General features: G+C 53.2%; 25 protein-coding genes and 1 rRNA gene. 11 read left to right on the forward strand and 15 right to left on the reverse strand.

Going from position 1 to position 24,075, the window contains the following annotated elements:
- Positions 1-11: 11 nt before the first annotated feature.
- The 3 genes from fdxH to fdhE are packed head-to-tail and all read left to right on the forward strand — an operon-like array spanning position 12 to position 2,472.
- A complete protein-coding gene (fdxH, locus tag C1N69_RS22370) occupies positions 12-914 on the forward strand; it encodes a formate dehydrogenase subunit beta (RefSeq protein ID WP_025759554.1) in 903 nt (300 codons plus the stop codon).
- Positions 911-1,546, forward strand: coding sequence for a formate dehydrogenase cytochrome b556 subunit (gene fdoI / locus C1N69_RS22375; RefSeq protein WP_045285696.1), 636 nt, complete (start codon positions 911-913; stop codon positions 1,544-1,546). Before fdxH ends, fdoI begins: the two co-directional genes overlap by 4 nt.
- Complete coding sequence (fdhE, locus tag C1N69_RS22380) at positions 1,543-2,472, forward strand: formate dehydrogenase accessory protein FdhE (RefSeq protein WP_025759557.1); 930 nt, start codon at positions 1,543-1,545, stop codon at positions 2,470-2,472. The genes fdoI and fdhE overlap by 4 nt, the downstream gene beginning before the upstream one ends.
- Positions 2,473-2,511: 39 nt before the next feature.
- Here the strand turns inward: fdhE and C1N69_RS22385 are convergent, their stop codons facing one another.
- From C1N69_RS22385 to typA, 7 genes are all read right to left on the reverse strand, one after another.
- Positions 2,512-2,883: a type II toxin-antitoxin system VapC family toxin gene (locus C1N69_RS22385; protein WP_059386316.1), complete on the reverse strand. Its 372-nt coding sequence runs from the start codon at positions 2,881-2,883 to the stop codon at positions 2,512-2,514.
- Positions 2,884-2,885: 2 nt separating this feature from the next.
- Positions 2,886-3,128 (reverse strand): ribbon-helix-helix protein, CopG family, encoded by a 243-nt coding sequence (locus C1N69_RS22390; RefSeq protein WP_059386317.1) that lies wholly within the window; start codon positions 3,126-3,128, stop codon positions 2,886-2,888.
- 249 nt (positions 3,129-3,377) lie between these two features.
- Positions 3,378-4,319 (reverse strand): fatty acid biosynthesis protein FabY, encoded by a 942-nt coding sequence (gene fabY, locus C1N69_RS22395; protein WP_025759561.1) that lies wholly within the window; start codon positions 4,317-4,319, stop codon positions 3,378-3,380.
- A 44-nt stretch (positions 4,320-4,363) separates the two neighbouring features.
- Positions 4,364-4,801, reverse strand: coding sequence for a D-aminoacyl-tRNA deacylase (gene dtd, locus C1N69_RS22400; protein ID WP_008501836.1), 438 nt, complete (start codon positions 4,799-4,801; stop codon positions 4,364-4,366).
- A complete protein-coding gene (locus C1N69_RS22405; protein ID WP_045285692.1) occupies positions 4,798-5,679 on the reverse strand; it encodes a virulence factor BrkB family protein in 882 nt (293 codons plus the stop codon). Before C1N69_RS22405 ends, dtd begins: the two co-directional genes overlap by 4 nt.
- Positions 5,673-6,272: a glucose-1-phosphatase gene (yihX, locus tag C1N69_RS22410; protein WP_047959731.1), complete on the reverse strand. Its 600-nt coding sequence runs from the start codon at positions 6,270-6,272 to the stop codon at positions 5,673-5,675. Before yihX ends, C1N69_RS22405 begins: the two co-directional genes overlap by 7 nt.
- A 131-nt stretch (positions 6,273-6,403) precedes the next feature.
- Positions 6,404-8,227 carry a ribosome-dependent GTPase TypA gene (gene typA / locus C1N69_RS22415; protein ID WP_008501854.1) on the reverse strand — a complete coding sequence of 608 codons (1,824 nt, stop codon included), beginning with the start codon at positions 8,225-8,227 and terminating at the stop codon, positions 6,404-6,406.
- 376 nt (positions 8,228-8,603) lie between these two features.
- Between typA and glnA the strand changes: the two genes are divergently transcribed.
- The 4 genes from glnA (at position 8,604) to C1N69_RS22435 (ending at position 12,878) form a co-directional block, all read left to right on the forward strand.
- Positions 8,604-10,013: a glutamate--ammonia ligase gene (gene glnA / locus C1N69_RS22420; protein WP_008501856.1), complete on the forward strand. Its 1,410-nt coding sequence runs from the start codon at positions 8,604-8,606 to the stop codon at positions 10,011-10,013.
- Positions 10,014-10,183: 170 nt separating this feature from the next.
- Positions 10,184-11,233: a nitrogen regulation protein NR(II) gene (gene glnL / locus C1N69_RS22425; protein WP_008501857.1), complete on the forward strand. Its 1,050-nt coding sequence runs from the start codon at positions 10,184-10,186 to the stop codon at positions 11,231-11,233.
- 11 nt (positions 11,234-11,244) lie between these two features.
- On the forward strand, positions 11,245-12,657 hold the full coding sequence (gene glnG, locus C1N69_RS22430) for a nitrogen regulation protein NR(I) (RefSeq protein ID WP_020883985.1): 1,413 nt from the start codon (positions 11,245-11,247) through the stop codon (positions 12,655-12,657).
- Between the two features lie 110 nt (positions 12,658-12,767).
- Positions 12,768-12,878 carry a YshB family small membrane protein gene (locus C1N69_RS22435; RefSeq protein ID WP_032670298.1) on the forward strand — a complete coding sequence of 37 codons (111 nt, stop codon included), beginning with the start codon at positions 12,768-12,770 and terminating at the stop codon, positions 12,876-12,878.
- A 67-nt stretch (positions 12,879-12,945) separates the two neighbouring features.
- Here the strand turns inward: C1N69_RS22435 and hemN are convergent, their stop codons facing one another.
- Together hemN and yihI are read right to left on the reverse strand one after the other, a co-directional pair.
- A complete protein-coding gene (hemN, locus tag C1N69_RS22440; protein ID WP_155031884.1) occupies positions 12,946-14,319 on the reverse strand; it encodes an oxygen-independent coproporphyrinogen III oxidase in 1,374 nt (457 codons plus the stop codon).
- A gap of 188 nt (positions 14,320-14,507) precedes the next feature.
- Positions 14,508-15,020 (reverse strand): Der GTPase-activating protein YihI, encoded by a 513-nt coding sequence (yihI, locus tag C1N69_RS22450; RefSeq protein ID WP_025759565.1) that lies wholly within the window; start codon positions 15,018-15,020, stop codon positions 14,508-14,510.
- 579 nt (positions 15,021-15,599) lie between these two features.
- On the opposite strand from yihI, the gene yihA reads away from it, so the two are divergent.
- Entirely contained in the window at positions 15,600-16,229 is a 630-nt protein-coding gene (gene yihA / locus C1N69_RS22455) for a ribosome biogenesis GTP-binding protein YihA/YsxC (protein ID WP_045285688.1), read from the forward strand.
- Positions 16,230-16,327: 98 nt separating this feature from the next.
- On the opposite strand, the gene spfP is transcribed toward yihA, so the two are convergent.
- Together spfP and polA are read right to left on the reverse strand one after the other, a co-directional pair.
- Entirely contained in the window at positions 16,328-16,375 is a 48-nt protein-coding gene (spfP, locus tag C1N69_RS23200; protein ID WP_071892919.1) for a small protein SpfP, read from the reverse strand.
- Between the two features lie 166 nt (positions 16,376-16,541).
- Positions 16,542-19,334: a DNA polymerase I gene (gene polA / locus C1N69_RS22460; protein ID WP_025759567.1), complete on the reverse strand. Its 2,793-nt coding sequence runs from the start codon at positions 19,332-19,334 to the stop codon at positions 16,542-16,544.
- A gap of 440 nt (positions 19,335-19,774) precedes the next feature.
- On the opposite strand from polA, the gene C1N69_RS22465 reads away from it, so the two are divergent.
- The gene (locus C1N69_RS22465) at positions 19,775-20,683 is read left to right on the forward strand and encodes an acyltransferase (protein ID WP_155031885.1); all 909 of its coding nucleotides are present in this window, start codon (positions 19,775-19,777) and stop codon (positions 20,681-20,683) included.
- A gap of 23 nt (positions 20,684-20,706) precedes the next feature.
- Here C1N69_RS22465 and dsbA read toward each other — a convergent pair whose 3' ends face one another.
- The 3 genes from dsbA to C1N69_RS22480 all read right to left on the reverse strand — a co-directional run bounded on the left by dsbA (position 20,707) and on the right by C1N69_RS22480 (position 22,689).
- Positions 20,707-21,330: a thiol:disulfide interchange protein DsbA gene (dsbA, locus tag C1N69_RS22470; protein ID WP_045285687.1), complete on the reverse strand. Its 624-nt coding sequence runs from the start codon at positions 21,328-21,330 to the stop codon at positions 20,707-20,709.
- 27 nt (positions 21,331-21,357) lie between these two features.
- A complete protein-coding gene (locus tag C1N69_RS22475) occupies positions 21,358-22,344 on the reverse strand; it encodes a serine/threonine protein kinase (protein WP_155031886.1) in 987 nt (328 codons plus the stop codon).
- Positions 22,345-22,419: 75 nt separating this feature from the next.
- Positions 22,420-22,689 carry a YihD family protein gene (locus C1N69_RS22480; RefSeq protein ID WP_003861904.1) on the reverse strand — a complete coding sequence of 90 codons (270 nt, stop codon included), beginning with the start codon at positions 22,687-22,689 and terminating at the stop codon, positions 22,420-22,422.
- Positions 22,690-22,757: 68 nt separating this feature from the next.
- Between C1N69_RS22480 and mobA the strand changes: the two genes are divergently transcribed.
- Positions 22,758-23,342 carry a molybdenum cofactor guanylyltransferase MobA gene (gene mobA / locus C1N69_RS22485; RefSeq protein ID WP_155031887.1) on the forward strand — a complete coding sequence of 195 codons (585 nt, stop codon included), beginning with the start codon at positions 22,758-22,760 and terminating at the stop codon, positions 23,340-23,342.
- On the forward strand, positions 23,339-23,842 hold the full coding sequence (mobB, locus tag C1N69_RS22490) for a molybdopterin-guanine dinucleotide biosynthesis protein MobB (protein ID WP_025759572.1): 504 nt from the start codon (positions 23,339-23,341) through the stop codon (positions 23,840-23,842). The genes mobA and mobB overlap by 4 nt, the downstream gene beginning before the upstream one ends.
- 98 nt (positions 23,843-23,940) lie before the next feature.
- Here mobB and rrf read toward each other — a convergent pair.
- A 5S ribosomal RNA gene (gene rrf, locus C1N69_RS22495) occupies positions 23,941-24,056 on the reverse strand.
- Positions 24,057-24,075: the final 19 nt, after the last annotated feature.

Genomic DNA, 24,075 nt, shown 5'->3' on the forward strand with positions numbered 1-24,075 from the left:
GGAGACGACTTATGGCTTATCAATCTCAGGACATTATCCGTCGTTCCGCGACTAACAGTTTCACGCCCGCGCCTCAGGCGCGGGACCACCAGCAGGAAGTGGCTAAGCTCATCGACGTGACCACCTGTATTGGCTGTAAAGCCTGTCAGGTGGCGTGCTCGGAGTGGAACGACATCCGTGACGAAGTGGGTCATAACGTCGGGGTGTACGACAACCCGGCGGATCTGACCGCCAAGTCCTGGACGGTAATGCGTTTCTCTGAAGTGGAGCAGAACGACAAACTGGAATGGCTTATCCGCAAAGATGGCTGTATGCACTGCGCGGATCCAGGCTGCCTGAAGGCGTGCCCGTCAGAAGGGGCTATCATTCAGTATGCGAACGGTATCGTCGACTTCCAGTCTGAGCAGTGCATTGGCTGCGGCTACTGCATCGCGGGCTGTCCGTTCAACGTGCCGCGACTGAACCCGGAAGACAACCGCGTCTACAAATGTACGCTGTGCGTCGACCGCGTTAACGTCGGTCAGGAGCCTGCCTGCGTGAAGACCTGCCCAACCGGCGCTATCCACTTTGGTTCAAAAGAGGATATGAAAACGCTGGCGGCAGAGCGCGTGGGCGAGCTGAAAACCCGTGGTTACGACAACGCAGGCCTGTACGATCCGGCCGGGGTTGGCGGTACACACGTGATGTACGTGCTGCATCACGCCGACAAGCCGAATCTGTATCACGGCCTGCCGGAGAACCCGGAGATCAGCGCCACCGTGAAATTCTGGAAAGGCATCTGGAAACCGCTGGCAGCGGTTGGTTTTGCTGCCACCTTCGCAGCGAGCATCTTCCACTACGTCGGCGTCGGGCCGAACCGCGCGGAAGAGGAAGACGACAACCTGCATGAAGAGAAAGACGAGGTGCGCAAATGAAAAAACGTGACACCATCGTGCGCTACACCGCGCCGGAACGCATCAACCACTGGATCACCGCCTTCTGCTTCATGCTGGCGGCGATAAGCGGGCTGGGGTTCTTCTTCCCCTCCTTCAACTGGCTGATGCAGGTACTGGGAACGCCACAGCTGGCGCGCATCCTTCACCCGTTCGTGGGTGTGGTGATGTTTGCCTCGTTTATCATCATGTTTTTCCGCTACTGGCACCATAACCTAATCAATCGGGATGATATCTTTTGGGCGAAGAATATTCGTAAGATCGTCGTCAACGAGGAAGTAGGTGACACCGGGCGTTATAACTTCGGCCAGAAATGCGTATTCTGGGCGGCGATTATCTTCCTGGTCCTGTTGCTGGTCAGCGGCGTGATCATCTGGCGTCCGTACTTTGCGCCTGCTTTCTCAATCCCGGTGATCCGATTCGCGCTGATGCTGCATTCATTTGCCGCAGTGGCGTTAATTGTGGTTATCATGGTGCATATCTACGCCGCCCTTTGGGTAAAAGGCACCATTACCGCGATGGTGGAAGGCTGGGTAACCAGCACGTGGGCGAAGAAACATCACCCGCGCTGGTACCGAGAAGTTCGCCAGAAACAGGAAAAGTCATCTGAATGAGTATTCGCATAATCCCGCAAGATGAGCTGGGGTCGAGCGAGAAACGCACGGCGGAATATATTCCGCCGTTGTTATTCCCCAGACTCAAGAACCTCTACAACCGCCGCGCAGAGCGTCTGCGCGAGCTGGCCGAGAACAACCCGCTGGGCGATTTTCTGCGTTTTGCCGCGCTGGTTGCCCATGCGCAGGAAGTGGTGCTGTACGACCATCCGCTGCAAATGGATCTGACCGCGCGCATCAAAGAAGCCAACGCGCAGGGCAAGCCGCCGCTCGATATCCACGTCCTGCCGCGCGACAAGCACTGGCATAAGCTGCTGCATTCGCTGATTGCCGAGCTGAAGCCTGAGATGAGCGGTACCGCGCTGGCGGTCATCGAGAATCTGGAGAAAGCGTCCGAGCAGGAGCTGGAAGAGATGGCGAGCGCGCTGTTCGCGTCCGACTTCTCACAGGTCAGCAGCGATAAAGCGCCGTTCATCTGGGCTGCGCTGTCGCTTTACTGGGCGCAAATGGCAAGCCTGATCCCCGGCAAAGCTCGCGCCGAATACGGTGAAGCGCGTCAGTTCTGCCCGGTGTGTGGCTCCATGCCGGTCTCAAGCATGGTACAAATTGGCACCACCCAGGGGCTACGTTACCTGCACTGCAACCTGTGTGAAACCGAGTGGCATGTGGTGCGTGTGAAATGCAGCAACTGCGAGCAGACCCGCGATCTGAACTACTGGTCGCTGGAAAACGAAGACGCGGCGGTGAAAGCCGAAAGCTGCGGTGACTGCGGGACCTACCTGAAGATTCTGTATCAGGAAAAAGACCCGAAAGTTGAAGCGGTCGCTGACGATCTCGCCTCGCTGATTCTGGATGCGAAAATGGAGCAGGAGGGCTTTGCCCGCAGCTCTATCAACCCGTTCCTGTTCCCGGGTGAAGGGGAGTAATTCCCTGTGACAGTGCCGGGCGGCGTGTGCTTGCCCGGCCTACAGTTGATAAGGTAAAACTACTCCGGCGATCCCCTGAAAGTCTTTGGTATTCCGAGTGATTAACGGGCAATTTCTGCTTTGAGCCGTCGCTAAAATAATGGCATCCGGAAGCTTCATGCCATGCCGCTCGCGGAGCATTACGCTTCTTTCTGCGATATCTCGGTTTACCTCAATAATCTCAAAAGCGCCCATTAACGCCGCTGTTTTCGCTTCATGGCCATACTTGCGTGCCCCCACCATGACTTCCATCCAGGTGATGAGACTGATCGCTCGGTGCGATGCAGCGCTTTCGATTGTATTTGCTGCCTCGACACGATTATTGAAAAGGTCGATCAGGATATTGGTATCAAACACCGCCATGTGTTCCATACCTACCACTCCTCACGCAACTTACGTTCATACTCAAGCCCATCTTCCTGCTGGTTTCCCCACAAGCCAAGCGCATCGCGAATAATCGAAGAACTCTGCTGGTCGAGATACTGCTCAATTGCTTCACGCAGTAATTCGGCACGAGGTTGGTTACGTAGCTGTTTGAGGTTATCGAGACGCTGAATAACGTCATCCGACAAATCGATCAGGATCCTGCCCATGTTAAGCTCCGCCAGCAAACTCATATATCACCTTAGTATATCATTATTGTCCATTTTTAAGGCAACATACGCTTTCTGTAATCCGGATTAAAGCACCAGCCAGGCTTTTCCCTGGTATTTGCGAGCCGCTTTCCAGATCAATGAGTTCACAAAATTTGTTGTTTTCATCCGCATGAAACCAGGCTATAAACTGTATATTAATACAGTGAAAAGAACGTTACTATGGCAATCGCCTGGCGGATCAACTCCGCCCGGTGATAACATCGGGGAACCTTACTCCTCCTCGTTCCCACCCTCTTCATACGCGCCAAAAGGCTTCGCCGGAAGAACGATATAGGTGCCTTCAAACACCGCGCCCGGTGTTTTATCGCCAAACAGCTCAACCTGCATCTGTACGCGGGCCTTGCGACCGCGTGCCAGACGGTCCAGATCGCCACCCAGTGAACCCAGATCGGCCACGGCGCTCGGCTTGCCGCTTATCGGAGCGCTATAACGGATGTGCGCATCGGCAAGAATGATCGTGCCGCCCAGATGGCGCTCGCGCAGCATTAGCCAGATAAGCCCCCAGCCGGTGAGCGTGGCGAGCGAAAAGAGGCTGCCGGCAAACAGCGTGTGGTGCGGGTTCTGATTGCCGGTTTCCGGCATGGTGGTAATGAATTTTTGCCCGGTGTACTGCTGAATACGCACGCCCATTTTTTCACTGAGCGGAATGTGCTGATACCAGGCCTGCTGGAGCTGTCCGCACCAGTCGGCGCGATGGAGGATATCGTCCAGCGTGGCGATGGGTTTAATCATCAAAAAATGGCGAATTGGCGTGGTTTGCGGGGTCGTGATCTCCCCCTGATTCACAAAACCGAGCTTGGCAAAGAACTCGACAGCATCTTCACGGGCGCTACAGGTGACGCGCTTAACGCCTTCCTGGCGGGCAACGGACTCCAGGGTCATCGCCATCAGCGTTCCCAGACCTTTGTCCTGCACGGAGGGATGAACCGCCATAAAGCGAATAGAGGCTTCGTTATCGGCGTTGATATACAAACGCCCGACGGCGACGAGGTTCCCCTCTTCGTCCATCACCATCTGATGGTGGGCCATCGCGTCCCAGGCGTCACGTTCAGACCCTTTAGGCTGATGTAATGGCTTGCGCAGCATTTCCCAGCGGAACTGGTAATAAGCTTCTAACTCTTCTTCCGTTTGCGGTACTCGAAGGTGATACATAGCTGTACTCTCTCTTGTTACCCGCGGCCACGCCGCCAGCTGGCTCATACCTGGAGCCAGAATGTGACGGGGCCATCGTTCACCAGCGAAACCTGCATATCTGCAGCGAATCGTCCGGTTTGCGTATTCATTTCCTGCTGGCGACAACGCTCAACAAAGTATTCATAAAGTGCTTCTGCACGATCCGGCGCGGCGCCTTTAGAGAAACTCGGGCGCATGCCGCGCTCGGTATCAGCGGCCAGCGTAAACTGGGAAACCACCAGCACGCTGCCCCCCGCCTGCTGGACGTTCAGGTTCATCTTGCCTTCCGCATCGCTGAAAATACGGTAGCCCAGCACGCGCTCACACAAGCGGTTGGCTTTTTGTTCGTCATCATCCTTTTCGACACCTAACAACACCAAAAGTCCTGGGCCAATTTCACCCGTCACCTCTCCCTCCACGGTGACGCTGGCACGGGTTACGCGCTGTATCAATGCAATCATGGTTGGTCTGCTTCTTGTTGTTTTTCAGCTTCTGCTGCTTTTTTAAGTTCGCGGTATACGCCGAGAGTGACAGTTATTTCCGCACCAAGCAAGACGATACACCAGGTCCAGTAAACCCAGACAAACAAAATAGGGATCACCGCCAGCACGCCATAAATCAGCTGATAGGAGGGAAACATGGTGATGTAAAGGGCGAACCCCTTCTTGCCCAGTTCAAAGAGTACCGCCGCCACCAGCGCCCCGACAACGGCATCACGGTTAGGCACGCGGGTGGTCGGCACCACGCTGTAGAGCAGCCAGAAAGAGAGCCACGATAAAATCAGGGGAAAGATACGCAAGACGTTATCGATGGCACCGTTGAGATCGCTGGCCCAACGCAGTGAAAGCAGATACGAACTGATCGCCAGACTCGCCCCGGCCAGCAACGGCCCAAGCGTAAGGATCATCCAGTACACGGCAAAGGAATACACCTTTGGCCGTGTCTTTTTACTCCGCCAGATAGTGTTCAGCGCGTTATCAATGGCGTACATCAATAACAGTGCCGTCACGATAAGGCCGCACGCCCCCACTGCCGTCATCTTGCTGGAGTTAGCCACAAACTGCTCAATGTAGTTCTGTATGACATCCCCGGTTGCGGGAATGAAATTGGCGAAGACAAAATGGCGAAGCTGCAGGCTGACGTCGGCAAACATCGGAAAAGCGGAAAACAGGGCAAAAATAACCGCCACCAGCGGCACTAACGAGAGCAACGACACGTAGGCGAGGTTACCTGCCAGCGTGGTCATGTTGTCCTCATCAATGCGGTGCCAGAGCAGTTTCAGCCAGGCCCTGAGCGGGCGAGTATGGTGCGTGGCTTTTTGATGAACGGTTTTTAGCATAACTGCTTCGCAAAGTAGTTTGGTATCGTCTCTTTTCCGGTCACCAGAACAGACGTGATACCCAACTGGTTAGCTCCCTCTATATTATCGGCATTGTCGTCGAAAAAGACCGCATCGGCCGCGGTAAATCCTTCCGCCTGGAGAACAGCCTGATAAATTCGCGCTTCAGGTTTACGCATCCCCATCTCCTGAGAGAGGTAGATTTTGTCTGCGGCGGCCTTAACCTCAGGGTACTCCTCAGGCCAGAACGTGGTGTGCAGGCGGTTGGTATTCGACAGCACAACCACCCGGTGGCCCTGCTCGCGCAATTTATGCATGATGTCGATCACCTCAGGCCGTATGGCGACAAAAACCGCCTGCCAGCCGTGGGAAAACTGCTCGTAGCTTAACGGTAGATCCATCTCCTGGCAGAAACGTTCCGCGAATTCTTCATCGCTGATCTCACCGCGCTCATGCTGGTGGAAGGTCTCGCCCATTGTGAAATTCTGCTTTAACGTCGCCAGCGGAACACGGCTAAAATCGCTCCATGCGCCCAGCACCCGATTGAAATCGATATCGACGATTACGTTTCCTAAATCAAAGATATAAAGCATGTTTATCTCCTGCTCGCCGTGGAAAAGTAACTGTAGCGGGAAAGATAAGGTTTGGCTATGAAGTCCACGCCGGGTTGAAAAAGAAAAACCCCGCCACAAGGACGGGGTTTTGTTGACCAGAGAGGAGTGAATTACTCTTCTTTCGCACCGCGCATTGCACGTTTACGATCGTTCTCGGTCAGGTGACGTTTACGGATACGGATAGACAGTGGCGTCACTTCTACCAGTTCGTCGTCGTCGATGAATTCCAGAGCCTGCTCCAGGGTCATCTTGATCGGTGGAACCAGAACCGTTGCTTCGTCAGTACCGGACGCACGCATGTTGGTCAGTTTCTTACCGGTCAGGCAGTTTACAGTCAGGTCGTTAGAACGACTGTGAATACCGATGATCTGGCCTTCATAAACTTCAGCACCGTGACCCAGGAACAGCTTGCCGCGATCCTGCAGACCGAACAGCGCAAACGCAACCGCCTTACCCTGACCGTTGGAGATCAGTACGCCGTTGTTACGCTGGCCAACTTCACCCGGACGCACGTCGTCGTAGTGGCTGAAGGTAGAGTACAGCAGACCGGTACCAGAGGTCATGGTCATGAATTCAGAACGGAAGCCGATCAGGCCACGGCTTGGGATCACGTAGTCGAGACGTACGCGGCCTTTGCCATCTGGATTCATGTTTTTCAGGTCACCTTTACGCTCACCCAGCGCCTGCATCACAGAACCCTGGTGCTGCTCTTCAACGTCCAGCGTCACGTTTTCGAACGGCTCTTGTTTACGGCCGTCGATTTCGCGGAAGATAACTTTCGGACGGGAAACCGCCATTTCGAAACCTTCACGACGCATGTTTTCGATCAGAACAGACAGGTGCAGCTCGCCACGACCAGAAACGCGGAATGCATCAGCGTCTTCGGTTTCTTCAACGCGCAGCGCAACGTTGTGCACCAGCTCTTTGTTCAGGCGGTCAAGGATCTGACGAGAGGTAACGAATTTACCTTCTTTACCACAGAACGGAGAGGTGTTGACGTTGAAGAACATGGTAACGGTTGGTTCATCAACAGACAGGGCTGGCAGCGCTTCCACGTTCTGCGGATCGCAGATGGTGTCAGAGATGTTCAGCTCGCCCAGACCGGTGATAGCGATGATGTCGCCCGCTTCAGCCAGATCGCTGTCGATACGCTCCAGACCCAGGTGAGTCAGCACTTTGCCGACTTTACCGTTACGGGTTTTGCCTTCGCTATCGATGATAGTAACCTGCTGGTTTGGCTTCACTTTACCGCGTTTGATACGGCCGATACCGATGACGCCAACGTAGTTGTTGTAGTCCAGCTGGGAGATCTGCATCTGCAGTGGACCATCCAGATCAACATCCGGTGCCGGTACGTGATCGACAATCGCCTGATACAGCGGGGTCATGTCTTCCGCCATATCTTCGTGATCCAGACCCGCGATACCATTCAGCGCCGAAGCGTAAATGATAGGGAAGTCCAGCTGTTCGTCGGTCGCGTCGAGGTTAACGAACAGGTCGAATACCTGATCAACAACCCAGTCAGGACGTGCGCCAGGACGGTCAACCTTGTTGATAACAACAATAGGTTTCAGGCCATGGGCAAATGCTTTTTTGGTCACGAAGCGCGTTTGCGGCATAGGGCCGTCAAAGGCGTCAACCACCAGCAGCACGGAATCCACCATGGACATCACGCGCTCAACTTCACCACCGAAGTCGGCGTGCCCTGGGGTATCAACGATGTTGATACGGTAGTCATTCCATTTAATAGCGGTGTTTTTCGCGAGGATGGTAATCCCACGCTCTTTCTCCAAATCGTTGGAGTCCATCACACGCTCTTGAGTTTCGGCACGCGCATCAAACGTACCGGATTGCTGCAGCAGCTTATCAACCAGGGTAGTTTTACCATGGTCAACGTGCGCGATGATGGCGATGTTACGCAAATTTTCGATCACAACTTTGCCTCAGGCATTAGAAATAGCGCGTTATTGTACACGGATTAATCGCACTACAAAACAGGATCACAAACATCCTCCGCAAACAAGTATCGCAGAGATGCTTTGTGATCGCTTTCACGGAGCGAAAAAGGACACTTTAACGAAAATTGCACCAATATGGTGCTCGGTGTTCACACTAAAGCACTATACTGGTGCAACATAACCATTGTGGTGCAGCCCTTTTGCACTATGGTGCGCATGATAACGCCTTTTTGGGGTGTTTTAAAAGTTGGCACAGATTTCGCTTTATAAAAAATACATGGCAACAGCCAGTACAAACAGAAACTGAAGACCTCGTTACCACGACGACAATGACCAATCTGGAGAGTTAAGTATGTCCGCTGAACACGTTTTGACGATGCTGAACGAACATGAAGTGAAGTTTGTTGATCTGCGCTTCACCGATACCAAAGGTAAAGAACAGCACGTCACAATCCCTGCTCATCAGGTGAACGCCGAATTCTTCGAAGAAGGCAAAATGTTTGACGGCTCCTCCATTGGTGGCTGGAAAGGCATTAACGAATCCGACATGGTTCTGATGCCAGATGCAACCACTGCGGTCATTGATCCGTTCTTCGAAGAACCAACTCTGATTATCCGTTGCGACATCCTCGAGCCAGGCACCCTGCAGGGCTACGACCGCGACCCACGTTCTATCGCGAAACGCGCTGAAGAGTACCTGCGTTCTACCGGCATCGCAGACACCGTTCTGTTCGGGCCAGAGCCAGAATTCTTCCTGTTCGATGACATCCGTTTCGGCGCGTCTATTTCTGGTTCCCACGTTGCTATCGATGACATCGAAGGCGCATGGAACTCTTCCACCAAATACGAAGGTGGTAACAAAGGTCACCGTCCTGGCGTGAAAGGCGGCTATTTCCCGGTTCCTCCGGTCGACTCTGCACAGGACATTCGTTCCACCATGTGTCTGGTGATGGAAGAGATGGGCCTGGTTGTTGAAGCGCACCACCACGAAGTGGCAACTGCTGGTCAGAACGAAGTGGCTACCCGCTTCAACACCATGACCAAAAAAGCGGACGAAATTCAGATCTACAAATACGTTGTGCACAACGTTGCGCACCGTTTCGGTAAAACCGCGACCTTCATGCCAAAACCGATGTTTGGCGATAACGGTTCCGGTATGCACTGCCACATGTCTCTGTCCAAGAACGGTACCAACCTGTTCTCTGGCGACAAGTATGCCGGTCTGTCTGAGCAGGCGCTGTACTACATTGGCGGCGTAATCAAGCATGCTAAAGCGATCAACGCCCTGGCGAACCCAACCACTAACTCCTACAAGCGTCTGGTCCCGGGCTACGAAGCGCCAGTGATGCTGGCTTACTCTGCGCGTAACCGTTCTGCTTCTATCCGTATCCCGGTGGTGGCGTCTCCTAAAGCGCGTCGTATCGAAGTTCGCTTCCCGGATCCAGCGGCTAACCCATACCTGTGCTTCGCAGCACTGCTGATGGCGGGTCTGGATGGTATTAAGAACAAGATCCACCCAGGCGAAGCGATGGACAAAAACCTGTACGACCTGCCGCCAGAAGAAGCGAAAGAGATCCCACAGGTTGCTGGCTCTCTGGAAGAAGCCCTGCAGGCGCTGGACGCAGACCGCGAGTTCCTGACTGCAGGTGGCGTATTCACTGACGACGCTATCGATGCTTACATCGCCCTGCGTACCGAAGAGAACGACCGCGTGCGCATGACTCCGCATCCGGTTGAGTTCGAACTGTACTACAGCGTTTAATTAAGTTGTTTTACTCGGCGTGACAAGCGCCGGGAGTAGTTGCCGTGGAAACTTTTAGCCCATCTCCGGATGGGCTTTTTTCTCCACCAACAACCTGATCTCACGCGCTTTTTACGCCGAAAACGCTATACTGCACTAAATTAGTGCAAACAACTCCAGGAGACTGCTGAATGGCAACTGGCACGCTGCCCGATGCTGGGCAGATCCTCAATTCTTTGATTAACAGCATTTTGCTGGTCGATGACGAGCTGGCCGTGCATTACGCCAACCCGGCGGCGCAGCAGCTGCTTGCCCAAAGCGCGCGTAAACTGTTTGGCACCCCGCTTCCGGAACTCCTGAGCTATTTTTCACTGAATATTGGCCTGATGCAGGAAAGTTTGCAGGCGGGCCAGGGGTTCACCGATAACGAAGTGACGCTGGTGATCGACGGGCGCTCGCATATTCTGTCGCTTACCGCGCAACGTCTTCCTGAAGGATTGATCCTGCTGGAAATGGCGCCGATGGATAATCAGCGTCGACTGAGCCAGGAACAGCTTCAGCATGCGCAGCAAATTGCCGCCCGCGATCTGGTGCGGGGCCTGGCGCATGAAATCAAAAACCCGCTGGGTGGGTTACGCGGCGCAGCGCAGCTTCTGACCAAGGCGCTGCCCGACCCTGCGCTGGCGGAGTACACCAACGTCATCATTGAGCAGGCAGACCGTCTGCGTAATCTTGTTGATCGTCTTCTCGGGCCGCAACAGCCGGGAATGCATGTCACAGAAAGCATCCATAAAGTGGCTGAACGGGTGGTGAAACTCGTCTCTATGGAGCTGCCTGAGAACGTCACGCTGGTGCGTGATTACGACCCAAGCCTGCCGGAACTGGCGCATGACCCGGACCAGATAGAACAGGTCCTGTTGAACATTGTGCGCAATGCGCTGCAGGCGCTGGGGCCGGAAGGAGGCGAGATTATTTTACGCACCCGCACCGCTTTCCAGTTGACGTTACATGGCGTGCGCTACCGTCTGGCAGCCCGAATCGACGTTGAGGATAACGGGCCCGGTATTCCCTCGCATCTGCAGGATACCCTGTTCTACCCGATGGTCAGCGGGCGCGAAGGCGGGACCGGCCTGGGATTATCCATTGCCCGCAGTTTGATCGACCAACACTCTGGAAAAATTGAATTTACCAGTTGGCCGGGACATACCGAGTTTTCGGTTTTCCTGCCGATTAAAAAATAAAGGTGACGTTTATGCAACGAGGGATAGTCTGGGTAGTCGATGACGATAGCTCCATCCGTTGGGTGCTTGAACGCGCGCTCACAGGGGCAGGATTAAGCTGCACGACGTTTGAGAGCGGCAGCGAAGTGCTCGACGCACTCACCACTAAAACGCCGGACGTGCTGCTTTCGGATATTCGTATGCCGGGTATGGACGGGCTGGCGCTGTTAAAGCAGATCAAACAACGCCACCCCATGCTTCCGGTCATCATCATGACGGCACACTCCGATCTGGATGCTGCGGTGAGCGCCTATCAGCAAGGGGCGTTCGATTACCTGCCCAAACCGTTTGATATCGACGAAGCCGTGGCGCTGGTTGAGCGCGCGATTAGCCATTATCAGGAGCAGCAACAGCCGCGCCATACGCCCGATTTTGGTCCAACGACAGACATCATCGGCGAAGCGCCGGCGATGCAGGATGTGTTTCGCATTATTGGCCGTTTGTCCCGCTCATCCATCAGCGTATTGATTAACGGTGAATCAGGAACCGGTAAAGAGCTTGTAGCGCATGCATTACATCGCCACAGCCCGCGGGCAAAAGCGCCGTTTATTGCTCTGAATATGGCGGCAATCCCGAAGGACCTGATTGAGTCCGAACTGTTCGGCCATGAAAAAGGGGCATTTACCGGTGCGAATACCATTCGCCAGGGGCGCTTCGAACAGGCTGACGGCGGCACGCTGTTCCTGGATGAGATCGGCGATATGCCGCTGGATGTCCAGACCCGTCTGCTGCGCGTGCTGGCCGACGGGCAGTTTTATCGCGTGGGCGGTTATGCGCCGGTGAAGGTGGATGTGCGTATTATTGCCGCGACCCACCAGAACCTGGAGCAGCGGGTGCAGGAAGGTAAATTCCGTGAGGATTTATTCCATCGCCTGAACGTGATTCGCGTTCATCTGCCACCGCTGCGTGAACGTCGTGAAGATATCCCTCGCCTGGCGCGTCATTTCCTGCAGGTGGCCGCCCGTGAGCTGGGCGTGGAGGCCAAACAGCTTCACCCGGAAACCGATGCCGCGCTTACGCGTCTGGCGTGGCCAGGCAACGTACGTCAGCTGGAAAATACCTGCCGCTGGCTCACCGTGATGGCCGCCGGGCAGGAAGTATTGATTCAGGATTTACCGGCTGAGCTGTTTGAAGCCACGGCCCCCGAAAGCAGTACCGGGCACGCGCTGCCGGACAGCTGGGCGACGCTGCTGGCACAGTGGGCCGACCGTGCGCTGCGTTCCGGTCATCAAAACCTGCTTTCTGAAGCTCAGCCAGAGATGGAACGTACGCTGTTAACCACCGCGCTTCGTCATACCCAGGGCCATAAGCAGGAAGCCGCTCGCCTGTTGGGGTGGGGGCGTAATACCCTGACGCGCAAGCTTAAAGAGCTGGGTATGGAATAATATCCGCTCTTGTGTAAAGGTTATTAATTGAGCGCAAATTGCCGTAATTTTGCGCTTTACTGTTTCATTGAGTTTTGTATGATCGTGCCCGGAAATTGGGGGTGAACATCATGCTGGAAACATTGGTGAATATGCTCTCTAGCGGAGCCGCTGAAAGCCACACGCCACAAACCGCCGTTGCGGCTGTGCTGTGTGCGGCGCTGGTTGGGCTGTTTAGCTAACGAGCTGTCAATGAAAAGCCGGGTGGCGGCTACGCCTTACCCGGCTTACCTTTCGTGCTTTTGCCGCTTAAATCACCCGCGAGAACTGCTGCAAACGCGCTTTCTGCCGCAGGTAGGCGTCAAAACACATGCAAATATTACGAATCAACAGACGCCCTTTCGGCGTGACCTCAATCGCACTCTCCGATACCGCCACCAGCCCGTCTTTCGCCAGCGGTGCCAGAAGATTCAGGTCCTCTGCAAAATAATCGCTGAACTGCAGATCCCACTGCGACTCAACATCGCTGAAATCGAGGCGGAAATTGCAGAGCAGTGCCTTAATCACATCACGACGAATGCAGTCGTCACGTGTTAACGCTATACCGCGCCACAGCGCGTTTCCGGTCTCATCCACCTGCTGATAGTACAGCTTCAGCTCTTTCTGGTTCTGCGCGTAACAGTCGCCAATCATGCTGATGGCGGAGACGCCCATCCCCAACAGATCGGTATCGCCCTGGGTCGTATAGCCCTGGAAGTTACGGTGCAGTACCCCGTCGCGCTGAGCAATAGCCAGCTCGTCATCCGGACGGGCAAAGTGATCCATACCAATAAACTGATAGCCGGCCCCGGTCAGCGAGGTGATGGTCTCCTGCAGGATATCCAGCTTCTGTTGGGCGGAAGGGAGATCGGCGTCTTTGATTTTGCGCTGAGCCGCAAAGAGCGTCGGCAGATGCGCATAGTTAAAGACGCTCAGACGGTCCGGGTTGAGTTCTGACACGCGCTTCAGCGTGAAGGCGAAGCTTTCCGGCGTTTGCTTTGGCAGGCCATAAATCAGATCGATATTGGTCGAAGTGAAGCCAATGTCACGCGCATGGTTGAGTAAGGCAAAGATAAATTCTTCGTCCTGCTCGCGGTTGACCAGACGCTGGACCTCTTTGTTGAAGTCCTGCACACCCATACTCAGGCGATTGAAGCCTTCGGCGCGTAAATGATCCAGCACATCCAGCTCAATTTCGCGGGGATCGACCTCGATCGAGATTTCAGCATCATCGTTAAAATGGAAGTGCTCGCGCAGAAGCGTCATCAAACGGCTGATCTGCGCTTTATTCAGATAGGTTGGCGTGCCGCCGCCCCAGTGAAGTTGGCTGACGTGACGACCGGCAAACAGCGGCGCGCGATGCACAATTTCTTGTTCGAGCGCATCAAGGTATTGGTCGGCTTTGTGCTGCTGACGGGTCACAATTTTATTGCAGCCGCAGAAGTAGCAGAGCTTGTGGCAGAACGGAATATGGACGTAGAGCGACAGCGGACGCTCAGGATAGCGCGCGACAGCCTGCTGAAAATCATCCTCGCCGAAGGCGTCGGAAAACTCCAGCGCGGTAGGGTACGACGTATAACGCGGCCCGGAATAGTTATATTTCTGGATCAGGGCCAAATCCCAGTCGATAGATGGTACAGACATGCTCACTCCTTCCGTTGGTGTCGCGTTCGTATACGGCGGCCCGTTCTGACCCCATTGCGGGCCATCAATCGGGTGCGCAGCCACTTCTGTCGCCGCGACAACCGCCGTAGTTTAACGAATAACCACACCAGATAACATACAACCGGAAGGGTTATAAGCAGGACTATCGTTCCTGCCGGGTGCAAATGTTAGTTTCCACCCTTCAGAAGACGCATCATATCTTCCTGCTTTTCTTCTTCTTCATCTTCGTCATCGTCGTATGACAGGCCCAGCTTCTGCATCAGCTCGTCGATGCGATCCAGTTTAGCATCCACCCATGACTGCTCTTCCGCAGTCAGGGTTTCCCCCTCTTCAAGACGTTCCAGCAGCGCGTCCAGGCGCTCATCGTTCTCCAGCAAATCCAGCTCAGCCTGCGGTGAAAGCATAGGTTTCTCGCTCTTTGGTTTGTGCTGCTTAGTAACCGGGGTGTCTGTCACGCCCAGTGGAATGGGAGTTTTACTGCCGATACGTGGATCTTTCTGCGGCTTATTTTTCGCAGAAGCACCTGCTGTACCGCCACCGTTTGCACGGCTACCCGCCGCATGACCGCGATGTTTTTTATCGCGTTTGCGATCGCGCGCTTCCTGGTTCAGTTCTTCGCGCGTTTTGCGGCGTGCTTTGGCAGGGCGTTTAGCGCCCGCTGCGGAGGTCGGTTTTTTCATGATGTTTTATCTTTAAGTCGTTTTCTTCAGTATAGAATTGCGGCGAAATCTAGCAGAAAGCAAGCAAAGAAAAAAGGCGACAGAGCAATCTGTCGCCTTTTTTCCTGACTCACAACCCTTAGCGGGTCAGACATTCCTTGTTTGCCAACAACAAACCCTGTTTATCCCTTGGCTACTACCGTCCGTGATACGGTTCCCTTTCCTGTTAAAACGCCTCCAGGCGTTTGTCATCCTGACAATCCTGCGTCTTCGCCTCCTGGCGCTCCTGACCCTTATCCTTAAGTCATTGTCCTGTTGGCTTCCTCGCCTTGCCGCATACTTTACCGTGTTCGCTTAAACTAACAAGCAACGAAACGGTACAAAAACGGATTTTCAGATAATTACCCGGAAATAAGATTATGATTTAAAACAGTTTGTCTTTTTTTACCCCTGCGATTTCTCTGAAATCTCCCATAGTACTTATAGCCGATCTCTCACAGCGGCCAGGGCTTAAGCCTACAGGCGGAGTGCAATGAAAAAAGTCTTTTGCCCGCATTCAGGTATAATCCCCCGCAGATTACGATTTTTGGAGACGACCACGTGACTACCTGGAACTACCAACAGACGCATTTTGTCACCAGTGCGCCCGATATTCGCCACCTGCCTTCTGATACCGGTATCGAAGTGGCCTTTGCTGGCCGTTCAAACGCGGGAAAATCCAGCGCACTGAATACGCTGACCAATCAGAAGAACCTGGCGCGTACCTCAAAAACACCTGGCCGTACCCAGCTGATTAACCTGTTTGAAGTGGCCGATGGCAAACGCCTGGTCGACTTACCGGGTTACGGTTATGCCCAGGTACCGGAAGAGATGAAGATCAAGTGGCAGCGTGCGCTCGGTGAATACCTGGAAAAACGCATGTGCCTGAAAGGTCTGGTGGTGCTGATGGATATTCGCCATCCGCTGAAAGACCTCGATCAGCAGATGATCGACTGGGCTGTCGCAAGTGATATTGCCGTTCTGGTGCTGCTGACAAAAGCGGATAAGCTGGCGAGCGGTGCGCGCAAAGCGCAGGTGAATATGGTTCGCGAAGCGGTGCTGGCCTTCAACGGTGACGTACAGGTTGAGCCGTTCTCCTCGCTGAAAAAGCAGGGCGTGGACAAGCTGCGTCAGAAGCTCGACACCTGGTTTAGCGAGCTGGAACCCGCGACGGAAGCGGAAGAAGAGTGATACCGGGCGCGGCAATGGCCGCGCTTTTTTTTACCTGAATTTTTCTTTGCCACAATAAAAAACGCCCCAGTCATTACTGACTGGGGCGGCTAAAATATTCAGCCAAATCCGATTACGTGAAGTAAAAGGTCTGAAAGATAGAACATCTTACCTCTGTACCCTACGTCGCTAACTCTACCCCTTTTTTTGCCGCAGAAAAAGCACTTTTTGTAGTTTTTTTTCATTCTTTACATAGGGAATTCTAATGATCGTCACAAAACGCACATCGTTATGTTGCTAACTTACATAAAAAGCGCGTTATTGCCCGAACCGTTAGTGAGCCTGATCCCAGTTTTCACCACTTCCCACTTCCACCAGCAACGGCACGTCAAGTGTCATGCTGCTTTCCATCAGTTCGTGGATCTTCTTCGACACGGTATCAAGATCGTCTTTGTGCACTTCGAATACCAGTTCATCGTGTACCTGCATGATCATTTTCACGCGTGGCTTCTCCTGTTCCAGCCACGCATCCACCGCGATCATGGCGCGCTTGATAATGTCCGCTGCGGTTCCCTGCATCGGGGCGTTGATTGCTGCACGTTCTGCGCCCGCACGACGTGCCGCGTTGCTGGATTTAATGTCCGGTAAATAGAGACGACGGCCATCCAGGGTTTCAACGTAGCCTTTCTCCTTCGCCTGAGCACGGGTGCGTTCCATATAGTCCAGTACGCCCGGATAACGCTCAAAGTAGAGATCCATATACTTCTGCGACTCTTTGCGTGGGATATTAAGCTGGCGAGAAAGACCAAATGCACTCATGCCGTAAATCAGCCCGAAGTTGATCGCTTTCGCGCTGCGGCGCTGTTCGTTTGTCACGCTCTCCAGTGGCAGACCGAAGACTTCCGCCGCGGTCGCCCGGTGGATATCCTTCCCTTCGGCAAACGCCGTCAATAGCCCCTTGTCACGGGACAGGTGCGCCATAATACGCAGCTCAATTTGCGAGTAGTCTGCAGAAACAATCAGATAGTCATCGGGTGCAATAAAGGCCTGGCGAATACGGCGGCCTTCTTCGTTACGTACCGGGATGTTCTGCAGGTTTGGATCGGTTGACGAGAGACGACCCGTTGCCGCGACAGCCTGATGATAGGAGGTGTGTACACGACCCGTTTTCGGGTTGATCATCAGCGGCAGCTTATCAGTGTAGGTCGATTTCAGCTTCGCCAGACCGCGGTACTCCAGAATCACTTTTGGCAGCGGATAATCCAGCGCCAGCTCTTCCAGAACCTCTTCTGAAGTTGATGGCGCGCCACCAGGGGTTTTCTTCAGCGGTTTGATCCCCTGCTTTTCAAACAGAATGGTTTGCAGCTGTTTCGGAGAGGAGAGATTAAACGGCTCACCGGCAAGCTCATGCGCCTTTTGCTCAAGCTCGGTCAGGCGCTGTGCAAGCTCCCCGGAGTGGTTATGCAGTACCGTCGGGTCGATTTTGACACCGTTACGTTCGATGCGTGAAAGCACGGGAACCAGCGGCATCTCAATGTTCTGGAATACGTTCAGCGGCCCTTCATGCTTCTGCAGTTTTGGCCACATCTTCAGGTGTAGCTGCAGCGTGACATCAGCGTCTTCCGCAGCGTAGCGTCCGGCTTCTTCGAGAGCAATCTGGTTAAAGGTAAGCTGATTTTTCCCTTTACCGGCAATCTCTTCAAACGTGATGGTTTTGTGCTTAAGCCAGCGGTCAGACAGGGAATCCATATCGTGGCGGCCCGCGACGCTATCCAGAATGTAGGATTCAAGCATAGTGTCAAAGGCAATTCCACGCAGTTCAATGCCATAGTTTTGCAAAATGCCGCGGTCATACTTGAGGTTCTGCCCGACCTTCAGCGCCTTTTCGTCTTCCAGGATTGGCTTCAGCAACTCAAGCACACGGTCGCGCGAGATTTGCTCCGGCGCATCCAGATAATCATGCGCCACAGGAACATAGGCCGCAACACCCGGCTCTGTCGCAAAGGAGAGGCCCACCATATTGGCAGAGATGTTATCGAGACTGTCCGTTTCGGTGTCAAAGGCGAAGACAGGTGCCTTTTTGAGTTTCTCAATCCAGGCGATAAGCTGCGATTCTTCAAGAATGGTTTCATAGTTGTCGAAGGAAAGCGCCACAGCTTCTTCTTCCGCCTGCTCTTCGGCATCAATAACAATGGTTTCCTTCGGCTTTGCAGCAGGTTTAGCCCCTTTTGCCTGCAGCCATTTACCGGCCTCCACGTCAGTGGTCCAGCGTTTAAATTCGTATTTCTTAAACAGGCTCAGCAGCGCGTCAGCGGAAGGCTGTTGTACCTCCAGCTGTTCACAGCCCAGTTCCAGTTCGACATCGGTTTTGATGGTCGCCAGCTGATAAGAGAGATAAGCCACCTCTTTGTTTTCTTCCAGTTTTCCGGCCATGGTTTTTGCCCCACGGAAGGAGAGCCCGGCGATTTTATCCGACTCCGCGTAGAGCGTATCCAGCCCGCCCAGCCCCTGCAGCAGCGCCTGTGCTGTTTTTTCACCGACGCCCGGCACACCAGGGATGTTATCCGAGGAGTCGCCCATCAACGCGAGGAAATCGATAATCAGCTCTGGCGGCACGCCATACTTTGCGACCACCTCTTCCGGCCCCAGAATGGTGTTGGTCATGGTGTTAATCAGGGTGATCCCTGGCGTCACCAGCTGCGCCATATCTTTATCACCGGTGCTGATCAGTACCGGACGACCCATCTTTTCTGCTTCACGCGCCAGCGTACCGATGACGTCATCCGCTTCAACGCCTGAGACGGCCAGCAGCGGCAGACCCATCGCTTTCACCATGGCGTGCAGCGGCTCAATCTGCGCACGCAGATCGTCAGGCATTGGCGGACGGTGGGATTTGTAATGCTCAAACAACTCATCGCGGAACGTTTTACCTTTCGCATCGAAAACGACGGCCGCATGGGTTGGCTGATACTGAAGGATCAGGCTGCGCAGCATATTCAGCACGCCGTACATTGCGCCGGTAGGTTCCCCTGCGCTGTTGGTCAGAGGAGGAAACGCATGGTACGCCCGATACAGGTAAGAAGAGCCATCGACGAGAATAAGAGGGTTTTCTGGGATCTGAACCATAATGTCCGTGCCTTTAATCAATTTATGCCTAAAGGATGCCACAGAAGGATGAAAACATCAGGTATTAGCGCCAGATACAGGAAAAGATTTTGCGATCGTCAGGATCGCTCGCAAAAATAAAACTGTGGATAAGTTTGTGTATATTTTCACTTCATATGAATAACAGACGCAAAAAAGACATATGCGATGATATTTAGATCTTAATAATCATATTGTTAGTGCGTTGGATCCTATCTATAGGGTCAACTGATGACAATTTAGTCTATGTGGATATAAGCCTTGATAAGCGAAGAATCATAGAGAAATCTTCTGCGGCAGGGTAAAAGCGGCCCATTCCTGACATGAAAGCGCCATTACTTTGTCTGTTTTCTGGTAAAATCAGCGCCCAGCGCCAAATAGCCGGCCGCTCAATTAAAGCTAACTACCTGAAAAGACTCATCATGTCGAGATTGCTCGCTGCAATAACTTTACTGTTAAGCATCATTTTAACTATCCTGGTGACTATCGCCTGCTCTGTGCCGATCATTATCGCCGGGATCATTAAACTGCTGCTGCCTGTCCCTGTGGTGTGGCGAGCCGTATCCGCATTTTGTAACTTCATGATGTACTGCTGGTGCGAAGGTCTGGCGATCCTGCTGCGCCTGAACCCGCATCTGAAGTGGGACGTCGAAGGGCTGGAAAACCTTAATAAAAAGAACTGGTATCTGCTGATCTGTAATCATCACAGTTGGGCTGATATCGTGGTGTTGTGTGTGCTTTTCCGCAAGCACATCCCCATGAACAAATACTTCCTGAAACAGCAGCTCGCGTGGGTGCCTTTTATCGGACTGGCCTGCTGGGCGCTCGATATGCCGTTTATGAAACGCTATTCGCGCAGCTATTTGATTCGTCATCCAGAACGTCGCGGTAAGGACGTGGAGACAACACGCCGTTCCTGTGAAAAATTTCGCGCGCATCCCACCACCATCGTGAACTTCGTTGAAGGCTCCCGGTTTACACAAGAGAAGCGCCAGCAAACGCGCTCCCCTTATCAGAACCTGCTGCCGCCAAAGGCCGCGGGCATAGCGATGGCGCTGAATGTGCTGGGCGCACAGTTCGATAAACTGCTGAACGTCACGCTCTGCTATCCGGAAAACGATAAGACGCCGTTCTTCGATATGCTCAGCGGCAAACTGACGCGCATTGTTGTCCGTGTTGAGCTGGTGCCGATAGACGCTGAACTGCACGGTGACTACGTAAACGATAAGAATTTCAAACGTCGTTTCCAGCAGTGGCTTAATACGCTCTGGAAAGAGAAAGACGAACAGATAGACAATATAAAAACTTCATACAAAAACGCCGGTCAGTGACCGGCGTTTTCACATCAGTGAGATTACTTCTTCTCAACCAGGTATTTCACGGTATCGGCATACTGCTGTACAAAGATATCCATGCTGCTGGTGTCCATGCCCTGCATGTTCAGCTGATATTTGCCGTTAACAAACATCGCCGGAACGCCCTGAAGCTGGAGGTCAGCCGCCGCTTTTTCCTGCTGGGCAACCAGTGATTTCACTACGAAGCTGTTCCATGCAGCATCGTACTCTTCACCTTTCACGCCGGCATCAACGAACACTTTGCGGATATCCGCAGTGGTCTGAACGGTCTGGGTTTTCTGTACGGCTTCAAACATTGGCGACGTGATCTTATCTTCCACGCCCAATGCCATAGCCACCGCCCATGCCTGAGTCAGGTCTTTGCCCAATGGACCCAGGAACTCAACATGGTACTTGGTCATTTTGGTGCCTTCCGGCAGTTTTTTCTTCACGTTGTCAGAAACATGCAGCACCTGCTCAAACTGATAGCAGTGTGGGCAATAGAACGAGAAGAACTCCAGAACCTGTGGCTCGCCAGCGACCGGTTTGTCCAGCGTGATGTACTGTTTGCCGTCGGTAAACTGCGCAGCAGAAGCGCTAAATGCCAGAATCATACCTGCCAGCGCCAGCCAAATTTTTTTCATGATTAACTCTCTCCTGGGTGTGTCCAATTAATACATCGGCGTTAATTGCAGAGGGGGCTCCTGAAGAACCTTGACCTGCTCAGTAAATGTAGATATCTGGCTACGCCAGTAATCCTCTCCGGTAAGCCACGGGAAATTTCGAGGAAATGCGGGATCGTCCCAACGCCTGATTAACCATGCGAGATAATAAACAAAACGCATAGCACGTAAAGGCTCAATCAGGGCAATTTCGTCTGAATTAAATGGGCTAAATTCTTCATAGGCTTCAATAATGGTTTCAAGCTGCATGCGTTGCTCAGCTTTGTCGCCATTGAGCAGCATCCACAGGTCCTGAATCGCAGGCCCCATACGTGCATCATCAAGATCGACAAAGAGCGGGCCATCGCGCCAGAGAATATTTCCGGCGTGACAATCGCCATGCAGGCGCAGGACGGAAATATCGTCACGCCAGCAGGTTTTCACCACAGCAATAAGCTTATCGGTAGCGTTGAGGAAATCATCCTTTAGCGCAGTGGGGATCATGGCAGATGTTTCGAATATGCCACGTGGTTCAAGAAGGTATTCCTGAATGCCGATAGTCGGACGGGCAATAAAGGCTTTTTTACGCCCCGTCTGATGTATGCGCCCCAGATAGCGAGCCACCCACTCCATCTGATCGATATTATCCGCTTCAAACTGACGACCGCCCAGACTCGGGAATATCGCGTAATAAAACCCTTCGTGCGTCAGGAGCGTTTGGTTATTGAATTTTAGCGGTGCGGCAACGGGGACATCGTCATCCAGCAGATCGTGGGCAAACTGATGTTCTTCCTGAATCTGTTCTGCGGACCAGCGTTCAGGACGATAGAACTTTACGACGAAGCGCTGACGATCCTCGTCCTGGAATTGATAGACGCGGTTTTCGTAGCTGTTTAACGGTGTTAGCCCGGAATCCACCCGAATGCCCTGTTCAAACAGGGCATCCATAATGGTGTCCGGGTGTAATGTCTGGAAAGTAAAAGCCTGGTCGTTCATCCGATCATCCGGAAATTATACGAATGATTCAGGATATCATCTTGTGGCGATTTCGGTGCCGCCGCTTACAAGCTTTTACTCTTTAATTACGCCTCGGGCGCGCAACAGCGCAGTCTTAAAATCTTCCTCATAATCTTTCTGAATACCAGGAATAACAGCATCTTTGGCAGAGTCACGCATTTTAAGATGATAGATCAGGATGTCGTCAGAAAGGTCTGCCAGTTCGCCGTCAAAACCTGACTCTTTCGCCAGTTTCTGTAAAAATTGCATCAGATTCAGCTCTGGCTCTTTTTGCCAGGCGGGCTGGAGGAGTTCAATAACTTCATTCAGACGTTTACATTTCATGGTGATGCTCCTTTCATTTAGAGTGACACGTTAGCAGGGTCAATCCCACAATAAAAGAGGCGATATTCGTGAATCTTAACCAGGAAATCATTGGGGTCGTTCTGGCTGGCGGTAGGGCGACACGAATGGGTGGGAAAGATAAGGGGTTACAATGTCTGAACGGCAAACCTCTATGGCAATGTGTCGCAGATATACTCGCAGACCAGGTGACAACAATGGTCATCAGTGCGAACAGGCATATCGACACTTACCAGCGCAGCGGGTATGCCGTTTACCCGGATAACCTGAAAGATTATCCGGGACCGCTGGCCGGTATGCTTTCCGTTATGCAACAATCTCAGGGCGAGTGGTTTATCTTCTGCCCCTGCGATACGCCCTTTATTCCGTCCTGTCTTGTCGAGCGGCTGTTCCGGCTTCGCGGTACAGCACCCGTGGTTTGGGTACACGACGGGGAGCGTGACCATCCTGCTATTGCGTTGATGCACCGATCGCTCGCACCTGCCCTGCAGGAGTACCTCACGGCAGGCGAACGCAGAGTGATGGTCTTTATGCGCGAGTCTGGCGGCCATTCCGTTGATTTTAGCGATGTGAAAGCAGCGTTTGTGAACGTGAATACGTGTGAAGAGTTGCAGATGATGCAGGAGAAAAGATGAGACCTGTTCTGGCTATTTCCGCCTGGAGTGGCACCGGGAAAACCACGTTGTTAAAAAAGCTCATTCCTGCGCTGTGTGCCAGAGGTATCCGCCCCGGACTGATTAAGCACACCCACCATAATATGGATGTCGATAAACCGGGCAAAGATAGCTATGAGTTGCGTAAAGCGGGTGCAGCGCAAACGATGGTGGCAAGTTCTCAGCGCTGGGCATTAATGACAGAAACGCCGGATGAAGCGCCTCTGGATCTCGCGTACCTGGTGAGTCGAATGGATCATTCCACGCTGGATCTGGTGCTGGTTGAGGGGTTTAAGCATGAGGCCGTGCCAAAGATCCTGCTGTTCAGAAGCGACGCCGGGCATGATGTCAGCGAATTAACGCTTGATGAGCATGTGATTGCCGTCGCCAGTGATGTTATGTTGCCGCTTGAGGTTCCGGTACTGAATTTAAATGATGTGGATGGGATTGCGGAATTTATTGTGGCGTGGAGTGCGGCCTGACTAGCCGGGTGGCGGCTTTGCCTTACCCGGCCTACAAAATTCATTGGTTCAGAAACGCAAAAAGGCCATCCTTCGGATGGCCTCTTCACGTGTTTGATGCCTGGCAGTTCCCTACTCTCACATGGGGAGACCCCACACTACCATCGGCGCTACGGCGTTTCACTTCTGAGTTCGGCATGGGGTCAGGTGGGACCACCGCGCTAAAGCCGCCAGGCAAATTCTGTTAATCTGTA

It is taken from the genome of Enterobacter sichuanensis, assembly GCF_009036245.1.
GTDB classification, from domain to species: domain Bacteria; phylum Pseudomonadota; class Gammaproteobacteria; order Enterobacterales; family Enterobacteriaceae; genus Enterobacter; species Enterobacter sichuanensis.

Bases quoted from the DNA above. Each gene is read 5' to 3' on its own strand.
- hemN (WP_155031884.1), bottom strand. From the start codon at position 14,319: ATGTCTGTACCATCTATCGACTGGGATTTGGCCCTGATCCAGAAATAT.
- dsbA (WP_045285687.1), bottom strand. From the start codon at position 21,330: ATGAAAAAAATTTGGCTGGCGCTGGCAGGTATGATTCTGGCATTTAGC.
- fdxH (WP_025759554.1), top strand. From the start codon at position 12: ATGGCTTATCAATCTCAGGACATTATCCGTCGTTCCGCGACTAACAGT.
- glnL (WP_008501857.1), top strand. From the start codon at position 10,184: ATGGCAACTGGCACGCTGCCCGATGCTGGGCAGATCCTCAATTCTTTG.
- yihI (WP_025759565.1), bottom strand. From the start codon at position 15,020: ATGAAAAAACCGACCTCCGCAGCGGGCGCTAAACGCCCTGCCAAAGCA.
- C1N69_RS22385 (WP_059386316.1), bottom strand. From the start codon at position 2,883: ATGGAACACATGGCGGTGTTTGATACCAATATCCTGATCGACCTTTTC.
- yihX (WP_047959731.1), bottom strand. From the start codon at position 6,272: ATGCTTTATATCTTTGATTTAGGAAACGTAATCGTCGATATCGATTTC.
- fdoI (WP_045285696.1), top strand. From the start codon at position 911: ATGAAAAAACGTGACACCATCGTGCGCTACACCGCGCCGGAACGCATC.
- C1N69_RS22405 (WP_045285692.1), bottom strand. From the start codon at position 5,679: ATGCTAAAAACCGTTCATCAAAAAGCCACGCACCATACTCGCCCGCTC.
- C1N69_RS22475 (WP_155031886.1), bottom strand. From the start codon at position 22,344: ATGAACGACCAGGCTTTTACTTTCCAGACATTACACCCGGACACCATT.
- polA (WP_025759567.1), bottom strand. From the start codon at position 19,334: ATGGTTCAGATCCCAGAAAACCCTCTTATTCTCGTCGATGGCTCTTCT.
- fabY (WP_025759561.1), bottom strand. From the start codon at position 4,319: ATGTATCACCTTCGAGTACCGCAAACGGAAGAAGAGTTAGAAGCTTAT.
- C1N69_RS22465 (WP_155031885.1), top strand. From the start codon at position 19,775: ATGTCGAGATTGCTCGCTGCAATAACTTTACTGTTAAGCATCATTTTA.
- dtd (WP_008501836.1), bottom strand. From the start codon at position 4,801: ATGATTGCATTGATACAGCGCGTAACCCGTGCCAGCGTCACCGTGGAG.
- C1N69_RS22435 (WP_032670298.1), top strand. From the start codon at position 12,768: ATGCTGGAAACATTGGTGAATATGCTCTCTAGCGGAGCCGCTGAAAGC.
- fdhE (WP_025759557.1), top strand. From the start codon at position 1,543: ATGAGTATTCGCATAATCCCGCAAGATGAGCTGGGGTCGAGCGAGAAA.
- glnA (WP_008501856.1), top strand. From the start codon at position 8,604: ATGTCCGCTGAACACGTTTTGACGATGCTGAACGAACATGAAGTGAAG.
- mobB (WP_025759572.1), top strand. From the start codon at position 23,339: ATGAGACCTGTTCTGGCTATTTCCGCCTGGAGTGGCACCGGGAAAACC.
- glnG (WP_020883985.1), top strand. From the start codon at position 11,245: ATGCAACGAGGGATAGTCTGGGTAGTCGATGACGATAGCTCCATCCGT.
- C1N69_RS22390 (WP_059386317.1), bottom strand. From the start codon at position 3,128: ATGAGTTTGCTGGCGGAGCTTAACATGGGCAGGATCCTGATCGATTTG.
- C1N69_RS22480 (WP_003861904.1), bottom strand. From the start codon at position 22,689: ATGAAATGTAAACGTCTGAATGAAGTTATTGAACTCCTCCAGCCCGCC.